Raw genomic sequence first — 18,362 nt, forward strand, 5'->3', positions numbered from 1 at the left:
GGATTCGATACATTGGGTGTCGAACCTCCCGTCGGCGGAGGCGGCGTTGGCCTTCGTCTGGCCAGAGGGAGCAAGGAGCGCGGGTGGCGCATTACGTGATCATGGGGTGCGGGCGTGTGGGCGTCTCCCTCGCGCACACGCTCGAGGACTCGGGCCATTCGGTGGCCATCATCGATCAGGACGATCGGGCTTTCCGCCGTCTTCGGCGCACGTTCGGCGGACGCAAGGTCACGGGTATCGGCTTCGATCGGGACACCATGCGTCAGGCGGGGATTGAGGATGCGTACGCCTTCGCGGCCGTTTCGAGCGGCGACAACTCCAACATCCTCGCGACGCGCGTTGCTCGCGAGACGTTCCATGTGCCTCACGTTGTCGCGAGGATTTACGATCCCGGCCGTGCCGAGATCTATCAGCGGCTGGGAATCCCCACCGTCGCAGCGGTGAGGTGGAGCGCCGACCAGGTCCTGCGGCGCATCCTTCCGGAAGCTGGGATCGCGGGTGACTTCCGCGACGCGTCGGGTCGGCTCGTCCTGACGGAAGTAGACCTCGATCCCGCGTGGCTCGGGCAGCCGCTCTCCGCTATCGAGAAGGCGGCTCCCGTCCGCGTCGCCTATGTGACGCGCTTCGGCGAAGGCATGCTCCCCAACCCCAGCACGAGCTATCAGGAGGGGGACACCGTCCACGTCATGATGCGCCTGGACGACACGGGCGATGTCTCCCGCATTCTCGCGGCGCCGCCCGCCAAGGAGGGACTGTGAAGGTCATCATCGCGGGCGCCGGAAGCGTCGGCTCGTCGATCGCACGGGAACTGCTCGCGCACCGTCACGACGTATTGCTCATCGACCCCAAACCTGAGGTCATCGGCCGCAGCGGCCTCAGGGGCGCAAAGTGGCTCGTCGGCGACGCGTGCGAGATCTCGACGCTGAAGGAGGCGCGCGTCGAGGACGCCGACGTTGTCGTCGCCGCGACGGGAGACGACAAGGTCAATCTCGTCGTCTCTCTGCTCGCCAAGACCGAGTTCGGTGTCGGGCGCACGGTGGGGCGCGTCAACAACCCCAAGAACGATTGGATGTTCGACGGCTCGTGGGGCGTCGACGTAGCCGTCAACACTCCTCGTCTCATGACGGCACTCGTGGAAGAGGCGGTCGAGATCGGGGACGTCGTGCGGCTCCTGACGCTCCAGACCGGCGTTGCCTCGCTCGTCGAATTCACCGTCCCGGCGAACTCGGACCTCATCGGACGCACGGTCGGCCAAGTCGAATGGCCCAATGACGCGGCCCTCGTCGCGATCCTTCGCGACCAGTCCCCCATCACGCCCAGCATCGACGACGTGATCGACCACCGGGACGAGCTGTTCTTCGTGACCACCATCGCCGCTGAGGATGCGCTGCGCGCCTTGCTCTCGCCCGGGAACGGGGAGGAAGCGGAAGAACTCCCGAGCGAGGAAGGCGAAGACGACCTCTTCGACGGCTGATCCGCCAGCGGCTGAAAACTAGTCCCCTGCGGTCGCCTGCGACTGGGCCGCAGGGCGGGTGACGAGCCATGCAAGCCAGATGCCGAGCGCGTAGAGGGGGACGCCGAGGAGCAGGCGCATCGCTCCGAGGGCCACGAGGCCCGCGTCGCCCATGAGGTACAGCGGCACCTCGACGACCAGCCTCAGGGCCAGCACTGCGACCATGATCCAGGTTCCAAGCCGGTACTGCCGAGCGCGCTGCGCGTCGCCGCGCCAGTGGACGCCCTCATTGCGAAGGAAGCCGAAGACCACTCCCATGAGCGGCCACTTCACGACCACAGAGATGGCGAGCGCGAGAATGTAGGCCGCGTTCGTCAGGAAGCCCGAGACGTAGAAGTTCTCCGCCTTCCCCGTGAAGAGGGCGAGGGCTGCCGAGACCGCGATGCCCACGATTCCCGCGAACGCCTGGGTCAGAGAAGTCCGGGTGAGAAGGCGGACGACGACGAACACGGCCGCCACGGCGAGCGAGAGCACGGCGGAGAGCACGAGGTCGCGCACCGCCGTGAACGCCACGAGGAAGACGAGGCCAGGCAGGATGCTCTCGAGCACACCACGGACTCCGCCCGCGCTGCGGAGGACGTCAATACGCCCGTCGGCGTGCCGGTGGAGCCCTGCCCTCGCCGCGTAGGCAGCCGCCAACTCGGCGGCTCCGGGTTCCTTCGACGGCTGTCCCTCGGACTCCATCTCACTCCTCCTTCGCGAGGATCTCGTAGCGCGGGTTGTAGATGGTGGGTTCGCCCTGCACGGCGGAGAGCATTCCCGAGAATCGGACGGAAGTGCCCGCGTCGATCCCCCGGATGCGTCGTCGGCCGAGCCAGACCAGACGTATCGCCGGCCCCCGCCCGGGCCGTTCTGCCTCGGCGTCTTCGATCCTCGCGCTGAAGCGTGGTGCCTCGGACGGGGCGACGAAGGTCACGGAGCGGATGATGCCCTCGCCCGCGACCACGCCGCGCTCGGGAAGGCGGGAGAAATCAAGTGGGGCCGGTGTGGATCGCTCAGCCAAGATGCGTGATCTCCGGGCCGCGCTCGGGCGCAGCGAACCCGGGGGCGCCGGCCTGCTCCTGCGGGGGCTGGTCGACAGGGAGACGCAGAGGGAGGAGCTCGCTCGGCGGCAGAGGCGATTCGCCACGGTCGACGACGACGGAGCGGAACAGTTCCTCGAGCTCCTCCGCCGCGGCCCGGTCCATGACGGCATTGCCGGACATGACGCCGCGCAGGAACCAACGGGGGCCGTCGACTCCCATGAAGTGGGCCACGCGGTAGCCCCGCCGACCATCGGCCGTGGACGTTGGGAGCTTGGCGACGAGCTCGGGCCCGAAGCTTCCCTCGATCTCCTCGACGGTGCCGCCCTGACTCGCAACCGACTGGGCGATCTGCGCCCGGATCTCACCCCAGAGGCCCGCCGACCTGGGGGCAGCAAAGGCTTGGAGCTGAAGGCTCGAGCCGTTGAGGTCAAGGGTCACCGCGACGACGCGTCGGGTTGCCTCCTCGACTTCGAGGCGGATCTGCAGCCCTTCGATAGGACGGATGAGGATCGCGCCGAGGTCAACGTAGCCGACGGCGGTATCCCTCTCGCTCGCGTCGAACGGCCCCTTGGAAGAGCGCCCGAAGCCGCTCTTGTCCGGCTCGGCCTCTCGCTGGGGCGTGCCGAGCACCGAGGGGTCCTCGGCAGTCAGCTTGGCATTCTTGCCACGTCCGAACAGCACGTCAACTTCTCCTTCAGTCAGCCGTCCGCGAAGCCGCCCTCGCGCGCCTCCCGTCCGTGCAGGCGCTACCGCGCCGAGAATCCTCCGGTGGAGCCGAAGCCGCCGGTCCCCCGCGCCGACTCGGCAAGCGAGTCGACGGGGACGAAGCGCGCGTACTCGACGCGCTGGATCACCATCTGCGCAATTCTATCGCCGCGGCGCAGGCTCAGTGGTTCACGCGCGTCCGTGTTCAGGAGAGTCACCGCGATCTCTCCCCGGTAGCCAGCATCCACTGTGCCTGGAGCGTTCACGACCGTGAGGCCGTGGCGGGTCGCGAGCCCCGACCTCGGGTGAATGAGCGCGACATAGCCGAAGGGCAGGGCGATGCTGACTCCGGTCGGGACCAGAAGCCGCTCCCCCGGCTCGAGCGTGAAGTCGATCCGCGAGCACAGGTCGGCGCCGGCGTCGCCGGGGTGGGCGTACGACGGGGCGGGGAGGCCGTCGTCGAGCATGACCACCTCGATGTCGAGGGTGGGCTCCCATTCAAGGGCAGTGCGGGCGGTGGCGTCGTCAGTCGTCTCGGCTGCGGTCACCACACCACTCTATCGGTTGGCTTTGGTGCTCGCGTGCACGAGGTGAAAAGCTGGAGCCATGCCTGATTCGCCCTCCTCTGGTCCCGTGCCCCGCGACAGCGCGACGACCATCTACAGTGAAAAGCTCTGGCCCTCGTGGTGGGTCTGGATCGTCGTCATCGGCATTGCGGGTGCATGTATCCTCGTGCTCGCGCCGATCAGCATCGCGGCCGGTTACACGGGCGCGATTCTGGTCTTCCTCGTCCTGTGCGGAATCCTCATTGCGACGACTCCCGCCGTGGTCGTGACGCCGGGCGACTTCCGGGCCGGACGCGCAGTCCTCCCACGCCAGTTCGTGGCGTCCGTCGAGGCGTTCCTCGGCGACGAGGCCACAGCTGAGCGCGGGACGCGTCTTGATGGGCGCGCCTACCTCTGCATGCGCGGCTGGATCTCCCCGGTTGTGCGCGTAGAGCTCGATGACCCGGAGGACCCGACTCCGTACTGGCTCGTCTCGACGCGGCGGCCTGCGAAGCTCCTGGAAGCACTCGCCGGCAGCCAAGCCTGAAGCCGGAAAGAACCGGGAACGTGGAAGGGGCCGAGCATTTGCTCGGCCCCTTCCACGTTCCATCGTGCGGGAGGCTTAGCCCTCGCACTCCTTGCAGTAGTACAGCCCGTTCTTCTCGCGGGCGATCTGGGACCGGTGGCGCACCAAGAAGCAGGACGCGCACGTGAATTCGTCTGCCTGAGCAGGCAGGACGCGCACGAGCAGCTCCTCGCCGGAGAGATCCGCGCCGGGCAGCTCATAGCTGTCAGCGGCCTCGGCCTCATCCTCGTCCACCGAGGCGGACTGCTTGTCCGTGCGCCGCGTCTTCAGCTCTTCGATTGAATCCTCGTTGAGCTCTTCCTCGTTCTTGCGCGGCGCATCGTAGTCGGTCGCCATAGTTATTCGTTCACGCTCCGGTTACTCGCATCAGTCACGTGGCCACTCCACGTAGTCCACTCTCTAACGCACTCGGCCCCCATTTTGTGCCCAGTGACGGGGAGATTGTTCCCGATCGGCGCCAGTTTCGCCACTCGGCCCCCGATTGTGGCCGGAGAAGTCGCGGCACACCGAGCGATGAGGCTGCAAACCAGGCCGGAGAATGGCAGAGTTTCCGTCAAGACTAGGCAACGCTGGAGGCTTCAATGCGGGAGCAACCGCAGGACAATCTGCAGGAACTTCGCCTCGTCGGCGTTCACGACGACGGTCAGCACCTGCTGCTGAGCGCTGCCTCGGGCGAGCTCTTCCGCCTCCGCGTCGACGAGGCTCTGCGTCGTGCGGTTGCACGGCCAGCCCCGCAGCGCCCCGCGCCCTCCGGGGACGTGAATCTGTCGCCCCGCCAGATTCAGGCCGAAATCCGGGCCGGCGCGACTGCCGAGAGCATCTCGGAGTCCTCTGGCATCCCCATCGACCGCATCCGCCGCTATGAGAGCCCCGTCCTCGCGGAGCGCGAACACATCTCGCTGCTCGCCCAGGCAACCGAGGTCGGCCCTCCGCCTCCTGCCCACTCCGCGTTCGCTGCCGAGTTCGGTCACGGCCCCGCTCGCCTCGGCGACGTCGTAGCGCACCGTCTCGGCGTGCACGGCGTCAATCCGTCCTCCGTCGAATGGGATTCATGGCGGCGGCGCGACGGCCTGTGGACCGTCGTTGCCCGCTTCTCGCTGCCGGAGGGTGCGCCAGCGGCAATTGGCGAGGAGCCTCCCGCGATCTGGACCTTCAATCCCGTGCGTCGCAGCGTGGCCAACGCCAATCGGTGGGCTCAGCAGCTGAGTGAGCTTGAGCCGCTCGAAGGTCCGACGTCGCCGAGGCGGCTCTCCGTCGTCGACCGCCCCTTCGATGTGGAAGCCCCCGAGGCGGCCCGTCCCGAGACTCCGCTCCCCGAGCGGAGGGATCCCGAGTCGGACCTCCTCGACATGCTGCGTGCCCGCCGTGGGCAGCGCTTGGGCATCGACGAGGACGCAGAGGACGCCCTCGCTCTCCTGCTCACCCAGGGGATTCCGGCGGCCCATCCGAGGCCCGGAGAGACGAACGAGCGGACCGAGCCGGAGCGCGCGCCGGCCGGATCAGAGGATCGCGGGCAGCGAGAACGGCGCGGCCGAGGTGACGAGCGCGAGAACGAGCAGCGGCCTCGTCGACTCGAGCCAGTGCGGGATAGCGTGGCTCCGTTCTTCCCGCGCCTGCCTCGAGAGGACGATCCCAGCCGCCCACAGGAGGATCCGCACCTCCGGCTGGCCTCCGGCCTGAGCACCTCGACTTGCGAAGTCACGATCGTCCCCGCGCCCCGGACGAATGAGCCCAGCACGAATGAGCCCAGCTCAAATGAAGCAGGGGCCAACGTGCCCAGCGCCGACGGCCCGGTGGAGGATGGGCCCGTGGAGGATGGGCCCGAGACGGACGAATCTGCCGCTCACGCCACCGATCATCCCTCTGGGGGCACCGAGCAAGCTGGTGGCCCGGAGCGAACCGAGTCAGGCAAAGCCTCGGAGACGCCCTCGGACGAGACAGAGAGCATCCCGGAGCCAGCACGCCGTGCGTCCCGATCAAAGCGCTCCTCCATCCCGACCTGGGACGAGATCGTGTTCGGGACCAAGAGCGAATAACAGCTCTCTGGCCTAGGTGCCTGCCCGTGCTTCTGCCGTGAGCGGCGAGCGGGCAAGGCCGTCGAGATGCCGGTCGGCGAGGCCGGTCAGAACAGGAAGCGCGGCAACAAGCGCTGCCCGCTCCTTCGGCGAGAGCAGAGCGACTTCCTCCGCGAGCCGGCTCGTGCCTTCGCGGCGGACATCGTTGATCGTCGCGGTCCCCTCCTCGGTGAGAGCCAGCAGGAAGGCCCGCTTGTCGGCCGCGTCGGGCGTTCTGCGGACCCATCCGCCTCCCTCGAGCGCCTCCGTGAGCCGCGACATGCTCGCCGCGCTGATGCCGAGGCTCGCCGCGAGGTCGCCGGGCCGCTGGGGGCCGCCACGCTCGAGCGCCGCAAGGGCGGCGAGCCTGGACGGGGTCAGATCCCGTTTCCCAGCGTCCCTCCGGAGGTAGAACGCGAGCCGGTTGACAGCGGTGCGCAGCTCCGCGGCGAGGGCCGTAGTCTCGGCGTCACCGCGGGCCGGGCCCCCTGTCATCGCCGCCTTCCCTCTGGAGCGGAGGCTTCCGCGTCCTCCGAGGGAGAGTTTTCCATCCCCTGAGCTCCTGCTGTCTCTGCCGCCCCCGCTTCTTCCGCCCCTGACTCTCGTGGGCTCCCGGCTGTTCCTGCGGTCCCGGAACCGACCGCTGCCCCGGTACCGGGGTCCACATACCTCTCGCCGCGGAGGGCGGAGGCGATGGCCGCGATGAGGCACGCGGCTACGGCGAAGGCGAACGCTACTTCGAGACCGGATGCGAAAGGACCGGAGATGAGCGACGGGAAGAAGCCTCGGCCCGTCAGGTATTGCACGTTGGCCGGCGGCAGCGAACCGAGCACCTGCGGCCCGAGCAGCGTCTGAACGGGGTTGTAGCCGAGGAGCGAAGCGAACAGCACGCCCACGGGTGGCAGCGCAGCGATGCGGTCGGCCGCGGCCGCAGGGACTCCCTGTGCGGTGAGCCCAGCACTCAGCGTGTGCGGAAGAGACCCCGCGAGGCCTGCGATCATGAGCGAGAAGAAGATGCCGATCGAGAGCACCATCGAAGAGTTCTGGAACGTCGTGCTCATCCCCGCGCCGACGCCTCTCTGCCCCGGCGGCAGGCTGTTCATGATGCCGGCACGGTTCGGTGCGGCGAACAGGCCCATGCCGATGCCGTTCGCGAGGAGCGCCAGGGCAAACACCCAGTAGTCGAAGTTCACCGGAAGCACGAGCAGCCAGAGGAAGCTCGCCGCCGCGACCACCATGCCGCCCGTCGCGAGGAAGCGGGCGCCGAAGCGGTCTGAGAGCCAGCCAGAGGTCGGTCCGGCCACGAGGAAGCCGATGGTGAGCGGAAGCATGTAGATGCCGGCCCAGAGCGGCGTCGATTCGAAGCTGTAGCCGTGCCGGGGCAGCCAGATGCCCTGCAGCCAGATGATGAGGATGAACATGAGCCCGCCACGGCCGAGCCCTGAGAGAAGGCTTGCGAGGTTGCCGGCCGAGAACGCCCGGATGCGGAACAGGTCCAGGCGGAACATCGGGTCCGGCGTACGGAGCTCGATGATGCAGAACACGACGAGGACGGCTACGCCGCCGAGGATCGCGACGAGGACCGCCGGGTTGGCCCAGCCCATCGGGCTCGATCCGTACGGCTGGATGCCGTACGTGATGCCGACGAGCACCGCGATGAGGCCGATCGCGAAGGTCAGGTTCCCCCACCAGTCCATGCGCGAGCGCGGCCGCGTGCCGGACTCGTGGAGACGGAGGGAGGCCCAGATCGTCCCGAAAAGGCCCACGGGGACGGAGACGAGGAAGACGAGGTGCCACTCGAGCGGGCCCAGAAGACCGCCGATGATCAGGCCGAGGAATGAGCCTGCGATGCCCGCCACCTGGTTGAGGCCCAGTCCCAGGCCGCGCTGGTTGACGGGGAAGGCGTCGGTGATGATCGCGCTTGAATTCGCCATGAGGAGCGCTCCCCCGATGCCTTGGAGGATGCGCATCGCGATGAGCCAGATAGCCCCAGCCGTGCCGTGGAGCCATGTGACCGAGAGCAGGATGGAGAAAAAGGTGAAGATGGCGAAGCCCGCGTTGTACATCCGTACGCGCCCGTACATGTCCCCCAAGCGGCCGAAACTCACGACGAGGACCGCAGTCACCACCAGATAGCCCATGATGAGCCAGAGCAGGAGGCCCGTATTGCTGGGTTCGAGGGGGTTGATGCCGATCCCGCGGAAGATGTCCGGCAGGGCGATGAGCAGGATCGAGGAGTTGATCGTCGCCATGAGGACGCCGAGCGTCGTGTTGGACAGGACGATCCATTTGTAGTGGGGGCTCGCGAGGTCGCGCTCGGCGTGCGCTGCCCTCCGCGCGCGGTATGCGGTCAAGGCATTCGAGCTCATGGAAGCCTCCGAGTCGACGTGCAGCCGGTCTTGGAAAACGCCGGAGTTAGTTGACGTGTACTAACTACCGTACGCCGGTGGGCTCAGAAGCGGGAGGCCCCTCAAGAAGCGGGAGGCCCTCAAGGGACGGGAGGCCCCTCAAGGGAAAGGCGGCCTCAGCTGCGGCGCCGCCGCTTGGAATGCGCTGGGCCGGACGCACGGAACGCGACGAGTGGGACGAGCCGCTCGGCCTTCGTGAGCGAGCCGTGCTGTCCGACCATGGTGAAGGCGGCAGGCCGGACGCGGCGCCCGTCGTACAGCGCCAGCTCGCCATGCGGGGCCACGAGAAGGTCGCCGATGCGCTCCTGGACTTCCGGGCGCACCTCGCCGAAGAGCCCCTGCTCGATCGCCTGCCCCTTCGTAAAGACCCACGCCTGCTTGCCGAAGCGCGCGTGCCACCTCTCAAGCAAGCGCCGCAGCGCGCCGTCGTCCGAGGGATCCTCGAGATGGAGGTGGACCATGCGAGGCTCACCCGCTGTGAATCTGGTCCCCTCGACGAGCTCCGGCTCCAGGCCGAAGTCGACTCGGTGCGCCTCACGGACATCGACCATGCCGTGGTCGCCGGTGACGAGGATGAGCGTATTGGCTGGAAGCTGCGCGTCGAGCCTGCGGATCGACGCGTCGACCTCCTCGAGTGCCTCCTCCCACGCCCGTGATTCGCAGCCGGCGACGTGCCCCGCCTTGTCGAGCTCGTTGAGGTAGAAGTACAGGAGCATGCGCGGCGCCGCGGCGAGCGTCGAGGCGGCCGCCGTCGTCCTTGCGTGCAGCGTCTCGGCGCCGATGAAGCGGCCCCCGCGCAGCGCAGCGCGCGTCATCGGGGAGCCCTCGAACTGCGGAAGGCTCACGGTCGCGACCGGGATCGCAGGATCGAGGCGCTCGAACACCGTCGGGAACGGCTGCCACCTGTCGGGGTCGACGGCGGGGTCCCAGCCGTTGAGCTGGTTGACGACGCGTCCCAAGTGCGGAGCGAGCACGTCGTAGCCGACCATTCCGTGCTGCCCGGGGGGAAGCCCGGTGCCGAAGCTCGCGAGCGACGCGGCAGTCGTGCTGGGAAACGCGGCGTCGAGCGTCGCCGGGATACTCCCCTGCCCGGCCTGCAGCTTTCCGCGGAGGAAGGGCGTGTGGGCAGCACGCTGGGTCAGCAGGGATCGGCCGAGCCCGTCGACCATGACGACGCAGACGCGCGGGGCGTCCGGCAGCCCGAGGGGGTTCTCGAAGCCCTCTGCGCCAAGCGCTGCCGCGCAGCTCGGCAGGAGGTCGGCGATGCTCCGGCGGCCATACGCAGGAGCGGCAGGAAGGGATTCGACGGCCGTCGGAACGGGCGATCCCGTCACTCGCGTCCCCCGTGCCCACGCGAGGGACGCCCGCCCAGGCCTGCGAGCCGCGGACGGGAGGCGGGCGGAGGGGGCGCGGACGGGCTCTGCACCACTCGGGTGGGGCTTGCGACGTTCGCCGCGCGAAGCAGCCGCGCGAAGTGCTTGGCGGTGTTGACCGCCTCAGGCCCATCGGCCTCTGAGCTGATCCGCAGGACGATGTCCTCCTGCGCGATGCTGCCCGTGTAGCCGTGGTCGGCCTCGCAGTTCGGGTCCCCGCACGAGGCCGGCAGGAGGTCGAGGCGCTGGCCCCCCGACCACGCGATGGAGAGGGTTACCTCGCGGACCGGATCCCCCGGTTCATACGAGGCGGGCTCCGTGAACACATAGCTCAGAACGACGGTCCTGACCTGGGAGAGCGGGATGGATTCCGTGGACACCTGGGCTGTCGTGCGCTGCGGGTCCGCCTCGAGCGGGGCCTCGTCAACATGCGTGATGACAAGGAGCTCCTCGGTGAGCGCAAGGACGGTGATGTGACGCCGGACCTCGGCGCGCTCGAAGTGGGTCTCGAGGTGGACGAGGTGCGCGTGCGGCGAAGCGCCGTCGAGGGCATCGTGGACGACGTCGGCTACGAGCCGGGGGTAGAAGCCCGTGCGCTCGAGGTCTGCGCTCAAGGACCGCGCGGCCGGCTCATGGCCCGGCACATGGGAGGACGGCGTGTGGCTCATACGACCATTCTCCCAGACTGACGCATGGACCCTTCAAATGGGTCATCTGTGTGATAGGGGCATGCGAGGCTACTGATCCGACATCGCCCGGCGCGCACTGTCGGTCCGGTGAGCCGCGTTGCCGAGCCAGACCTCCGCGTGCAGGACGGTGAGACCGTGCTCGCTCACCACCACCGGCTTGAGTTCGAGCACGGAGACCTCGGGATGCCGGTCTTTGAGCAGCGACACCCGCCCGACGAGGCTTTCGAGCGCAGCCACGTCGAGGGCAGGAAGCCCTTCGTACCCGAAGAGCTTCTCGGATGCCCGCGGTCCGCGCACGAGGTCGCGGACGTCCAGCATCGTGAGCGGTGGGACCCGGTGCGCCCAGTCGTCGAGGAGAGCGACCGCATCCCCCGCGAGACCGAACGAAATGACCGGTCCGAGCAGCGGATCCTCGATCGCCCGCACGACGCACGCCTGCCCGAGCGGCGCCATGCTCTGTACTTCGAGCCGCGGCTCCGCGCTCGGGCCGGCCGCGAGCTCACCGTAGGCGGACAGGGACTGCTCCATGAAGTGGAATGCCGATCGGAGCGACGGCTCGTCCCGGATATCCAAGCGGACCGTGCCGAGGTCCAGACGGTGCCGAAGGCTCGACGACGTCGACTTGAGCGCGACCGGCCAGCCCAGGGCCTCTGCTGCCGCGACGGCCTCGTCCGCCGAGGCGACGGGCCGCGACGGGAGCAGGCTGATCCCATAGCACGAAAGGAGGTCGGCGGCCTGCCGAGGCCCGAGCCGTACGAGGTCCGGCCCGGTGACGCCTGCGAGCGCCGTGTCGATGAGGTCCTCGGCGCCGTCGTCGTCATGGGTCGCCTCGAAGGGCTCGCTCGCCTCGTGCGAGAGCCACTCGGTGTAGCGGACGACGGCGGCAAGGGCCGCCACAGCATCGCCTGCGCTCGTGAAGGCGGGGACCGTCGGCGAGCCGAGGCCCTCGGTGCCCCGGTCGGGGATCAGGCCCTCCGCTCGCTCGGGATGCCCGAGGATTCCGGTGAACGCGGCCACGATCGTCGTCGAGCGCGCCTCGGCGCATTCGGCCAGGATCTCCGCGATGCCGTCAGGTTTCACCCCGGCCGTGGGGACGAGGGCGACGACGATCGAGTCGGCAGCCCCTGCGTCGATGAGATCGAGGATGCGGGCCCTGAGGGCCGGAAGTGCTGTCGAACGGCCCGAGAGGTCGAGGTCGGTCACGGTATCGGTCACGGTGAGGTCGTATCCCTCGGCCCCGTCCGCCACGACGCGTCCGAGCGAGGCCGCATTCGAGACGACGGCGATCCGCGGGCCGCGCGGCTGTGGCCCTGAGAGGATCTGGGCGACGTCGACGAGTTCCTCGAGTGTCGAGACACGGATGACGCCGGCCTGCCGCAGCATCGCGTCGAGCGCCTCGGGCGGGGCCTGCGACGTCCGGACGGCGTGCCCGGGCGGCAGGCGCAGGCCGAGGATCTCGCTCTTGGCCACGATGACCGGCTTGCTACGGGCGAGCCGGCGTGCGATCCGGGAGAACTTGCGGGGATTGCCGAAGGACTCGAGATAGAGACCGACTGCGCTCGTTGCGACATCGTCTTCCCAGTACTGCATGACGTCGTTCCCTGACACGTCGGCCCGATTGCCTGCCGAGAAGAGCGAGGAGAAGCCGAGCTTCCGGCGGTCTGCGGCCGCGTAGAGGGCGATGCCTATCGCGGCCGACTGGCTGAAGAGGCCGAGGCTGCCCTGACGGGGCATCGCCGGGGCCATAGAGGCGTTGAGACGCACGTCGGGATCTGTGTTCGCTATCCCGAGCGAGCCCGGCCCGACGAGGCGCATCCCGCGGGAGCGCGCGTGCCGGACGAGTTCACGCTGGAGTGCGAGGCCGCGCTCGCCGTCCTCGGCGAACCCGGAGGAGGCAATCACGACACCCCGTACGCCCGCCGCCGCGCACTCGGCAACGACGGCCGCGACGTCGTCGTAGGGCACCGCGACGAGGGCGAGGTCGACCCTTCCGGGGGTGTCGCCGATCCGCGCGTAGGTGAGCATACCTCCGAGCTCAAGCGCCTCGGGATTGATGGCGCACACGCTTCCTGTGAAGCCCCCGTCGACGACGTGGGCGAGCAGCTGCTGGCCGATCGTCCCCCACCGGCGGCTCGCCCCGATCACGGCGACAGACCGCGGCGCGAGCAGCCCCTGGATCGATAGGGCCTCGGCGCGGTGTTCGCGGGCTTCCATCACCGCACGGGACTTCTCCGTCGGATCGATCTCGAACTCGACGCTCACCACGCCGTCGTCGAAGCGACGGTCGAGCGCGTACCCCGCCTCTGCGAAGACAGCCAGCATCTTGCGGTTCTCGGGAAGGACCTCGGCGGTGAAGCGGCGGATGCCGCACTCCCTCGCGGCGGCGGCCAAGTGCTCGAGCAGGATCGAACCGATACCGCGGCCCTGATGCCGGTCTGAGATGTTGAATGCCACCTCGGCTTCGCTAGGGTCCGCCAGCCTGTCGTACCGGCCGACGCCGATGAGCTCGTCCCCGACCGTGATCACGAGCGCGACACGGTCCCGGTAGTCCACCTCCGTGAACCGTTTGAGCTCGGCGTCCGTGAGCCGGGCCTTGTAGCTGAAGAAGCGGAGGTAGATCGAGCTCTCCGACTGGCTCACGTGAAACGTCTGGAGCGCTGGAGCGTCGCTTGGACGGATAGGCCTGAGGTGCGCGGTGCCCCCATCGCGGAGTACGACATCAGCTTCCCAGTGCTGGGGATATGCGCTGACCGTGCCCTCATCCGCCATAGGCTTAGCCTAGTTCAGGCCCTGTTCTCCCAGACCTCTTCGCATACGTAAGGACTCAGCAAGCGTTGGCACGTCGATCCACCCCGTCCGGGAAGTCCTCCGATCTGCTCCCTCTCGGCGAGGTTCCGGCCGAGAACATCACGGACATCGACGTCGCGTCGGAGATGGAGACGTCCTTCCTCGAGTACGCGTATTCGGTCATCTACTCCCGCGCCCTCCCGGACGCCCGGGACGGCCTCAAGCCGGTCCAGCGCCGCATTCTCTACATGATGAGCGACATGGGGCTGCGGCCCGACCGCGGCCACGTGAAGAGTGCCCGTGTCGTCGGCGAGGTGATGGGCAAGCTCCATCCCCACGGCGACGCTGCGATCTACGACGCCATGGTCCGCATGGCGCAGGACTTCGCCCTCCGCCTCCCGCTCATCGACGGGCACGGCAACTTCGGCTCCCTCGACGACGGACCGGCGGCGCCGCGCTACACCGAGGCGCGCATGGCAGCTGCGGCCCTCGCGCTCACGGACGACCTCGACGAGGACGTCGTCGACTTCGTGCCGAACTACGACAACCAGATCATGCAGCCGGAGGTCCTCCCGGCGGCGTTCCCCAACCTGCTCGTCAACGGCGCCTCGGGGATCGCCGTCGGCATGGCGACCAACATGGCGCCGCACAACCTCACGGAGGTCGTCTCCGCGGCGCAGCTCGTGATCTCCAACCCGGACGCGACGCTAGAGGAAGTCATGGAGCTCGTCCCGGGACCGGACCTGCCCTCGGGCGGCCGCATTGTCGGCCTGGACGGCATCCGGGACGCATACCGCACCGGCCGCGGTTCATTCCGCACCCGCGCGACGGTCGCGGTCGAGCAGCTCACCGCCCGCCGGACGGGGCTTGTCGTGACGGAGCTGCCCTACATGGTCGGACCCGAGAAGGTGATCGAGAAGATCAAGGACGCGGTGGGCTCGAAGAAGCTCCAGGGCATCAGCGACGTCATCGACCTCACGGACCGCAATCACGGCCTGCGCCTCGTCATCGAGCTCAAGAACGGGTTCAATCCGCACGCCGTCTTGGAGCAGCTCTACCGCTACACCCCGCTCGAGGATTCGTTCGGCATCAACAACGTGGCGCTTGTCGACGGCCAGCCGCAGACGCTCGGGCTGCTTCCGCTACTTCGGGTCTATGCGGACCACCGGATCTCGGTCGTGCGGCGCCGGACGGCCTTCCGGCTCGGCAAGCGCAAGGACCGGCTCCACCTCGTCGAGGGCCTCCTCGTGGCCATCATGGACATCGACGAGGTCATCCAGATCATCAGGACCTCCGACGAAGCGGCTGCGGCGCGCACGCGGCTCATGGCGGTCTACGACCTCACGGAGATCCAGGCCAACTACATCCTCGAACTGCGCCTTCGACAGCTGACGAAGTACTCCCGGATCGAGCTCGAGAAGGAACAGGACGAGCTGCGGCGCGAGATCGAGGAGCTCGAGGCGATCCTCGGCTCCGACACGCTCCTTCGCCAACTCGTCGCGGGTGAGCTCGGTGAGATCGCGGCGAAGTACGGCACCCCCCGACGCACCCTGCTGCTCGACGCTGAGGAACAGGCGCCCGCAACGGCACGCGCCCTCGCTGCCGCGGACAGCGCGAAGGACGGCGGGAAGAAGGCGTCCGGGAAGGCGCCCGCCCTAGCTCTGGAGATCGCGGACGAACCGTGCTGGGCGATCCTGACGGCTTCCGGCAACATCGCCCGCACGGCGAACGCCGACCCCCTCGTCGAAGGTGGACCGCGGGTGCGGCACGACGTCTTCCGCTCAGTTGTGCGGACGACGGCGCGGGGCGAGCTGGGTGCGGTGACCTCGACGGGACGCATGGTCCGGCTTCAGGCGGTCGACCTCCCGGTGCTCGCGCCAGCCGCGGGCCTTCCCAACCTCGCGGGAGGCGTCCCCGCGAAAGACTTCGTCTCCCTCGGGAAGGGCGAAACCCTCGTCGCGCTCGTGCCGCTCGACGCGGTCGTCGCGCTCGGAACGGAGCAGGGGATCGTCAAACGCCTGAGCCCCGACTACCCGCTCAACCGAGAGGACTGGGAGGCCATCACGCTCAAGTCCGGCGACCGCGTGATCGGCGCGGCTCCCGCTGGCGACGAGGACGCCCTCGTGTTCATCTCCGAGCAGGCACAGCTCCTGCACTACCCCGCCTCCGGCGTTCGTCCCCAAGGGCGCACGGCCGGTGGGATGGCCGGCATTCGGCTCGCCGACGGGGACAAGGCTCTGCACTTCGGTGTCGTCGCGTCGGGCGACGAGGGCGCCGTCGTCGTGACAATCGCCGGAAGCCGAGATGCCCTTCCCGGGACCGCGCCCGGCACCGCGAAGATCACACCGTTCTCGGAGTACCCCGCGAAGGGCCGCGGAACCGGTGGAGTGCGGGCCCACCGCTACCTCAAAGGTGAGGATGTCCTGCTCGTCGCCTGGGCGGGGCATGGACCGGCGAAGGCGTCCTCGAGCGCGGGCGTCGCGCGCTCCTTGCCGACTGAGCCCGGCCGCAGGGACGGCTCAGGGGTCCCGCTGTCGCAGACCGTGGAGGAGGTCGGCCCGAGCTTCGGCTGATTCCCGAAACTCGGACCGACCTCCTGTCCCTCCGGCAGGAGGGTGATAGAACTCGTCCGTCTAGGCCGACGTGCCCGAGGCGACCGGCTCCTCGCCCGAGACCTGCGCCTCCAATGCGGTCGCTTCGAGGTCGATGCCTGCCTGCTCCGCGGCGGCAATTGCAGCCGGGTGATCGAGCGGAAGCTGGACGGCCTCGCCGTCGGGCGCGACCGCAACCGGCACCTCGGCGAGCGGCATGTGCGCGAGGTCGATGAGGGGATCCTCCTCCTGGTTCTCGACGACGTCGATTGCCTCGGCGTCCGACTCGACGCTCGGCATCGACCCGGGAAGAGGCCGCCCCGCTGACTCCTGGAGGAAGAAGATCGCCACGGCGCCCACGAGCGAGGTGGCCATGAGGTAGTACGCGGGCATCATGTCGTTGTGCGTGGCCTTGATGAGGGCGTCGACGATGAACGGTGTGGTTCCCCCGAAGATCGCGACGGCGAAGTTGTACGCGATGCCCATCGCGCCGTAGCGGCTCGCGGTGGGGAACTGGGCGGGCAGCGTCGATGCGAGGTTCGCGACGTAGAACGTCACGGGGAAAGCGACAAGCGCAAGGCCCGCGAGCGTTGCCGGGACACTGCCGATGCCGATCAGGAGGAACGCAGGGATCGACAGGACGATCGTGCTCACTGCGCCGATCCACAGGACGGGGCGCCTGCCGATGCGGTCGGAGAGCTTGCCCGTCAGCGGGATGCATAGGCTCATGACGACGAGCACCGGGATTGTGAGGAGGGTGCCGTGGAGCTCGTCGTAGCCCTTCGACTCGGTGAGGTACGTCGGCATGTAGGACGTCAGGGCGTAGCCGACGGTGTTGGCCGCGGCGACGACGACCATCGCGACGAGAATCGGGCGCCAATAGGAGCGGACGATGCCGATGGGGCCCTTGGTCGCGCCCTCGTCGTTGGCTGCCAATTCGTGCACGGACCGTTCCTGCGCCTCGAGGGCGGCCTGGAAGGTCGGGCTCTCCTCGATGCGGAGGCGGAAGTAGATGGCGATCGCCCCGAGCGGCCCGGCGGCGAGGAACGGGATCCTCCAGCCGTACTCGCCCATGGCGGCAGAACCAAGGGTCATCTGCAGGACCGATACGAGCGCGGCTCCGACCGCGAAGCCGAGGTAGCTGCCCATGTCGAGGAAGCTCGCGAAGAAGCCGCGGCGGCGGTCTGCGGCATACTCGCTCACGAAGGTGGTGGCCCCCGCGTACTCTCCACCGGTCGAGAACCCCTGGACGAGCTTCACGATTACGAGCAGGACCGCGGCCCAGACTCCGATCTGGTCGTAGCCCGGCAGGAGACCGAGGGCGAAGGTGGACGCCGCCATCATGATGAGCGTCGCCGCGAGGACGCGCTGCCGGCCGATCTTGTCGCCGAGCCAGCCGAAGAAGACCCCGCCGGCAGGGCGGGCAACGAAGGTGGCCGCGAAGGTGCCGAGCAGGAAGAGCGTCTGCACGGACGCATCGGCCTCGGGGAGGAAGACCGGGCCCATCGTCGTGATGAGGTAGCCGAACACGCCGACGTCGTACCACTCCATCGTGTTGCCCACGATGGTGCCGCCGATGGCGCGGTGAAGCATCGAGCGGTCGACGACGTTGACGTCGTCGACCCTCAGCCGGCGTTTGCGGAACGAAATGCGGCGCCGCGGGGCGGTGCGCTGCACCCTCCCGTTGGAGCTTGGCTTGTCGGTTCCCGGCTCGCTTGCTGCGGATTCAGAGGCGGTTTGGTCGAGGTCTCTCGGCATTCTCTCTTCTCTCGAGGCTGTTTCCATGAGCTGTCTTGAAGTGGCTCTTTGCTACCCGGCTGGCGGGCGGTCATCCAGTTTAGTAAGCGGAATTGGGCCGGCGCTCTCGGATGGGCGGCCGGCGGGATGAGCAGAATCACACTCGGGGCGACGCCGCGTCACCGCGGAGGAGGCAGCGCTGACGCGTGCTCGCGCGGCAGATCCGCGCGGTGCAAGGGATCGAGGACGGGGTGCCGAGTGCTCGAACAGTACTGTCCGCCTTGCAAGGCGGCGCCCGTCCAACGTTATCGTTTCGTAATCAATCCTGGAGAAGCTGAGACCTCTTGGG

At 68.5% G+C, this 18,362-nt stretch carries 16 protein-coding genes; 5 read left to right on the forward strand and 11 right to left on the reverse strand.

Features of this window, described 5'->3' with window-relative positions; genetic code table 11:
* The first annotated feature begins 83 nt into the window (after positions 1-83).
* Together L0M17_RS11390 and L0M17_RS11395 are read left to right on the forward strand one after the other, a co-directional pair.
* Entirely contained in the window at positions 84-758 is a 675-nt protein-coding gene (locus L0M17_RS11390) for a potassium channel family protein (RefSeq protein WP_241054069.1), read from the forward strand.
* On the forward strand, positions 755-1,474 hold the full coding sequence (locus L0M17_RS11395) for a potassium channel family protein (RefSeq protein WP_241054070.1): 720 nt from the start codon (positions 755-757) through the stop codon (positions 1,472-1,474). Before L0M17_RS11390 ends, L0M17_RS11395 begins: the two co-directional genes overlap by 4 nt.
* An 18-nt stretch (positions 1,475-1,492) precedes the next feature.
* Here L0M17_RS11395 and L0M17_RS11400 read toward each other — a convergent pair whose 3' ends face one another.
* The 4 genes from L0M17_RS11400 to dut form a co-directional block, all read right to left on the reverse strand.
* Positions 1,493-2,197: a DUF3159 domain-containing protein gene (locus L0M17_RS11400; protein ID WP_241054071.1), complete on the reverse strand. Its 705-nt coding sequence runs from the start codon at positions 2,195-2,197 to the stop codon at positions 1,493-1,495.
* A gap of 1 nt (position 2,198) precedes the next feature.
* Positions 2,199-2,516 (reverse strand): OB-fold nucleic acid binding domain-containing protein, encoded by a 318-nt coding sequence (locus L0M17_RS11405; RefSeq protein ID WP_241054072.1) that lies wholly within the window; start codon positions 2,514-2,516, stop codon positions 2,199-2,201.
* Complete coding sequence (locus tag L0M17_RS11410; RefSeq protein WP_241054073.1) at positions 2,509-3,219, reverse strand: DUF3710 domain-containing protein; 711 nt, start codon at positions 3,217-3,219, stop codon at positions 2,509-2,511. The genes L0M17_RS11405 and L0M17_RS11410 overlap by 8 nt, the downstream gene beginning before the upstream one ends.
* Positions 3,220-3,284: 65 nt before the next feature.
* Entirely contained in the window at positions 3,285-3,791 is a 507-nt protein-coding gene (dut, locus tag L0M17_RS11415) for a dUTP diphosphatase (protein WP_241054074.1), read from the reverse strand.
* Positions 3,792-3,849: 58 nt separating this feature from the next.
* Between dut and L0M17_RS11420 the strand changes: the two genes are divergently transcribed.
* Positions 3,850-4,335, forward strand: a complete 486-nt coding sequence (locus L0M17_RS11420) for a DUF3093 domain-containing protein (protein WP_241054076.1) — start codon at positions 3,850-3,852, stop codon at positions 4,333-4,335.
* A gap of 75 nt (positions 4,336-4,410) precedes the next feature.
* On the opposite strand, the gene L0M17_RS11425 is transcribed toward L0M17_RS11420, so the two are convergent.
* The gene (locus tag L0M17_RS11425) at positions 4,411-4,710 is read right to left on the reverse strand and encodes a DUF4193 domain-containing protein (protein WP_043122976.1); all 300 of its coding nucleotides are present in this window, start codon (positions 4,708-4,710) and stop codon (positions 4,411-4,413) included.
* A 245-nt stretch (positions 4,711-4,955) separates the two neighbouring features.
* On the opposite strand from L0M17_RS11425, the gene sepH reads away from it, so the two are divergent.
* The gene (sepH, locus tag L0M17_RS11430) at positions 4,956-6,410 is read left to right on the forward strand and encodes a septation protein SepH (RefSeq protein WP_241054077.1); all 1,455 of its coding nucleotides are present in this window, start codon (positions 4,956-4,958) and stop codon (positions 6,408-6,410) included.
* Positions 6,411-6,422: 12 nt separating this feature from the next.
* Here sepH and L0M17_RS11435 read toward each other — a convergent pair whose 3' ends face one another.
* The 5 genes from L0M17_RS11435 to L0M17_RS11455 form a co-directional block, all read right to left on the reverse strand.
* Entirely contained in the window at positions 6,423-6,923 is a 501-nt protein-coding gene (locus tag L0M17_RS11435; protein ID WP_241054078.1) for a MarR family winged helix-turn-helix transcriptional regulator, read from the reverse strand.
* On the reverse strand, positions 6,920-8,797 hold the full coding sequence (locus L0M17_RS11440) for an MFS transporter (RefSeq protein WP_241054079.1): 1,878 nt from the start codon (positions 8,795-8,797) through the stop codon (positions 6,920-6,922). Before L0M17_RS11440 ends, L0M17_RS11435 begins: the two co-directional genes overlap by 4 nt.
* 155 nt (positions 8,798-8,952) lie before the next feature.
* On the reverse strand, positions 8,953-10,170 hold the full coding sequence (locus tag L0M17_RS11445; protein WP_241054080.1) for an alkaline phosphatase family protein: 1,218 nt from the start codon (positions 10,168-10,170) through the stop codon (positions 8,953-8,955).
* A complete protein-coding gene (locus L0M17_RS11450) occupies positions 10,167-10,877 on the reverse strand; it encodes a DUF5998 family protein (protein ID WP_241054081.1) in 711 nt (236 codons plus the stop codon). The genes L0M17_RS11445 and L0M17_RS11450 overlap by 4 nt, the downstream gene beginning before the upstream one ends.
* A 69-nt stretch (positions 10,878-10,946) precedes the next feature.
* The gene (locus L0M17_RS11455) at positions 10,947-13,667 is read right to left on the reverse strand and encodes a bifunctional acetate--CoA ligase family protein/GNAT family N-acetyltransferase (RefSeq protein ID WP_241054082.1); all 2,721 of its coding nucleotides are present in this window, start codon (positions 13,665-13,667) and stop codon (positions 10,947-10,949) included.
* Between the two features lie 65 nt (positions 13,668-13,732).
* Here L0M17_RS11455 and L0M17_RS11460 point away from each other — a divergent pair, with 65 nt between their 5' ends.
* Positions 13,733-16,258, forward strand: a complete 2,526-nt coding sequence (locus L0M17_RS11460; RefSeq protein ID WP_372498012.1) for a DNA gyrase/topoisomerase IV subunit A — start codon at positions 13,733-13,735, stop codon at positions 16,256-16,258.
* A gap of 60 nt (positions 16,259-16,318) precedes the next feature.
* Here the strand turns inward: L0M17_RS11460 and L0M17_RS11465 are convergent, their stop codons facing one another.
* Positions 16,319-18,034: an MFS transporter gene (locus L0M17_RS11465; RefSeq protein ID WP_241054083.1), complete on the reverse strand. Its 1,716-nt coding sequence runs from the start codon at positions 18,032-18,034 to the stop codon at positions 16,319-16,321.
* Between the last annotated feature and the right edge of the window lie 328 nt (positions 18,035-18,362).

This window comes from Sinomonas terrae (assembly GCF_022539255.1).
In the GTDB taxonomy this organism is placed as follows: Bacteria; Actinomycetota; Actinomycetes; order Actinomycetales; family Micrococcaceae; genus Sinomonas; species Sinomonas terrae.

What these genes read in the sequence shown, in the direction of transcription:
- L0M17_RS11400 (WP_241054071.1), bottom strand. Translation starts at nt 2,197, where the DNA reads ATGGAGTCCGAGGGACAGCCGTCGAAGGAACCCGGAGCCGCCGAGTTG.
- L0M17_RS11420 (WP_241054076.1), top strand. Translation starts at nt 3,850, where the DNA reads ATGCCTGATTCGCCCTCCTCTGGTCCCGTGCCCCGCGACAGCGCGACG.
- L0M17_RS11425 (WP_043122976.1), bottom strand. Translation starts at nt 4,710, where the DNA reads ATGGCGACCGACTACGATGCGCCGCGCAAGAACGAGGAAGAGCTCAAC.
- sepH (WP_241054077.1), top strand. Translation starts at nt 4,956, where the DNA reads ATGCGGGAGCAACCGCAGGACAATCTGCAGGAACTTCGCCTCGTCGGC.
- L0M17_RS11435 (WP_241054078.1), bottom strand. Translation starts at nt 6,923, where the DNA reads ATGACAGGGGGCCCGGCCCGCGGTGACGCCGAGACTACGGCCCTCGCC.
- L0M17_RS11440 (WP_241054079.1), bottom strand. Translation starts at nt 8,797, where the DNA reads ATGAGCTCGAATGCCTTGACCGCATACCGCGCGCGGAGGGCAGCGCAC.
- L0M17_RS11450 (WP_241054081.1), bottom strand. Translation starts at nt 10,877, where the DNA reads ATGAGCCACACGCCGTCCTCCCATGTGCCGGGCCATGAGCCGGCCGCG.
- L0M17_RS11455 (WP_241054082.1), bottom strand. Translation starts at nt 13,667, where the DNA reads ATGGCGGATGAGGGCACGGTCAGCGCATATCCCCAGCACTGGGAAGCT.
- L0M17_RS11465 (WP_241054083.1), bottom strand. Translation starts at nt 18,034, where the DNA reads ATGCCGAGAGACCTCGACCAAACCGCCTCTGAATCCGCAGCAAGCGAG.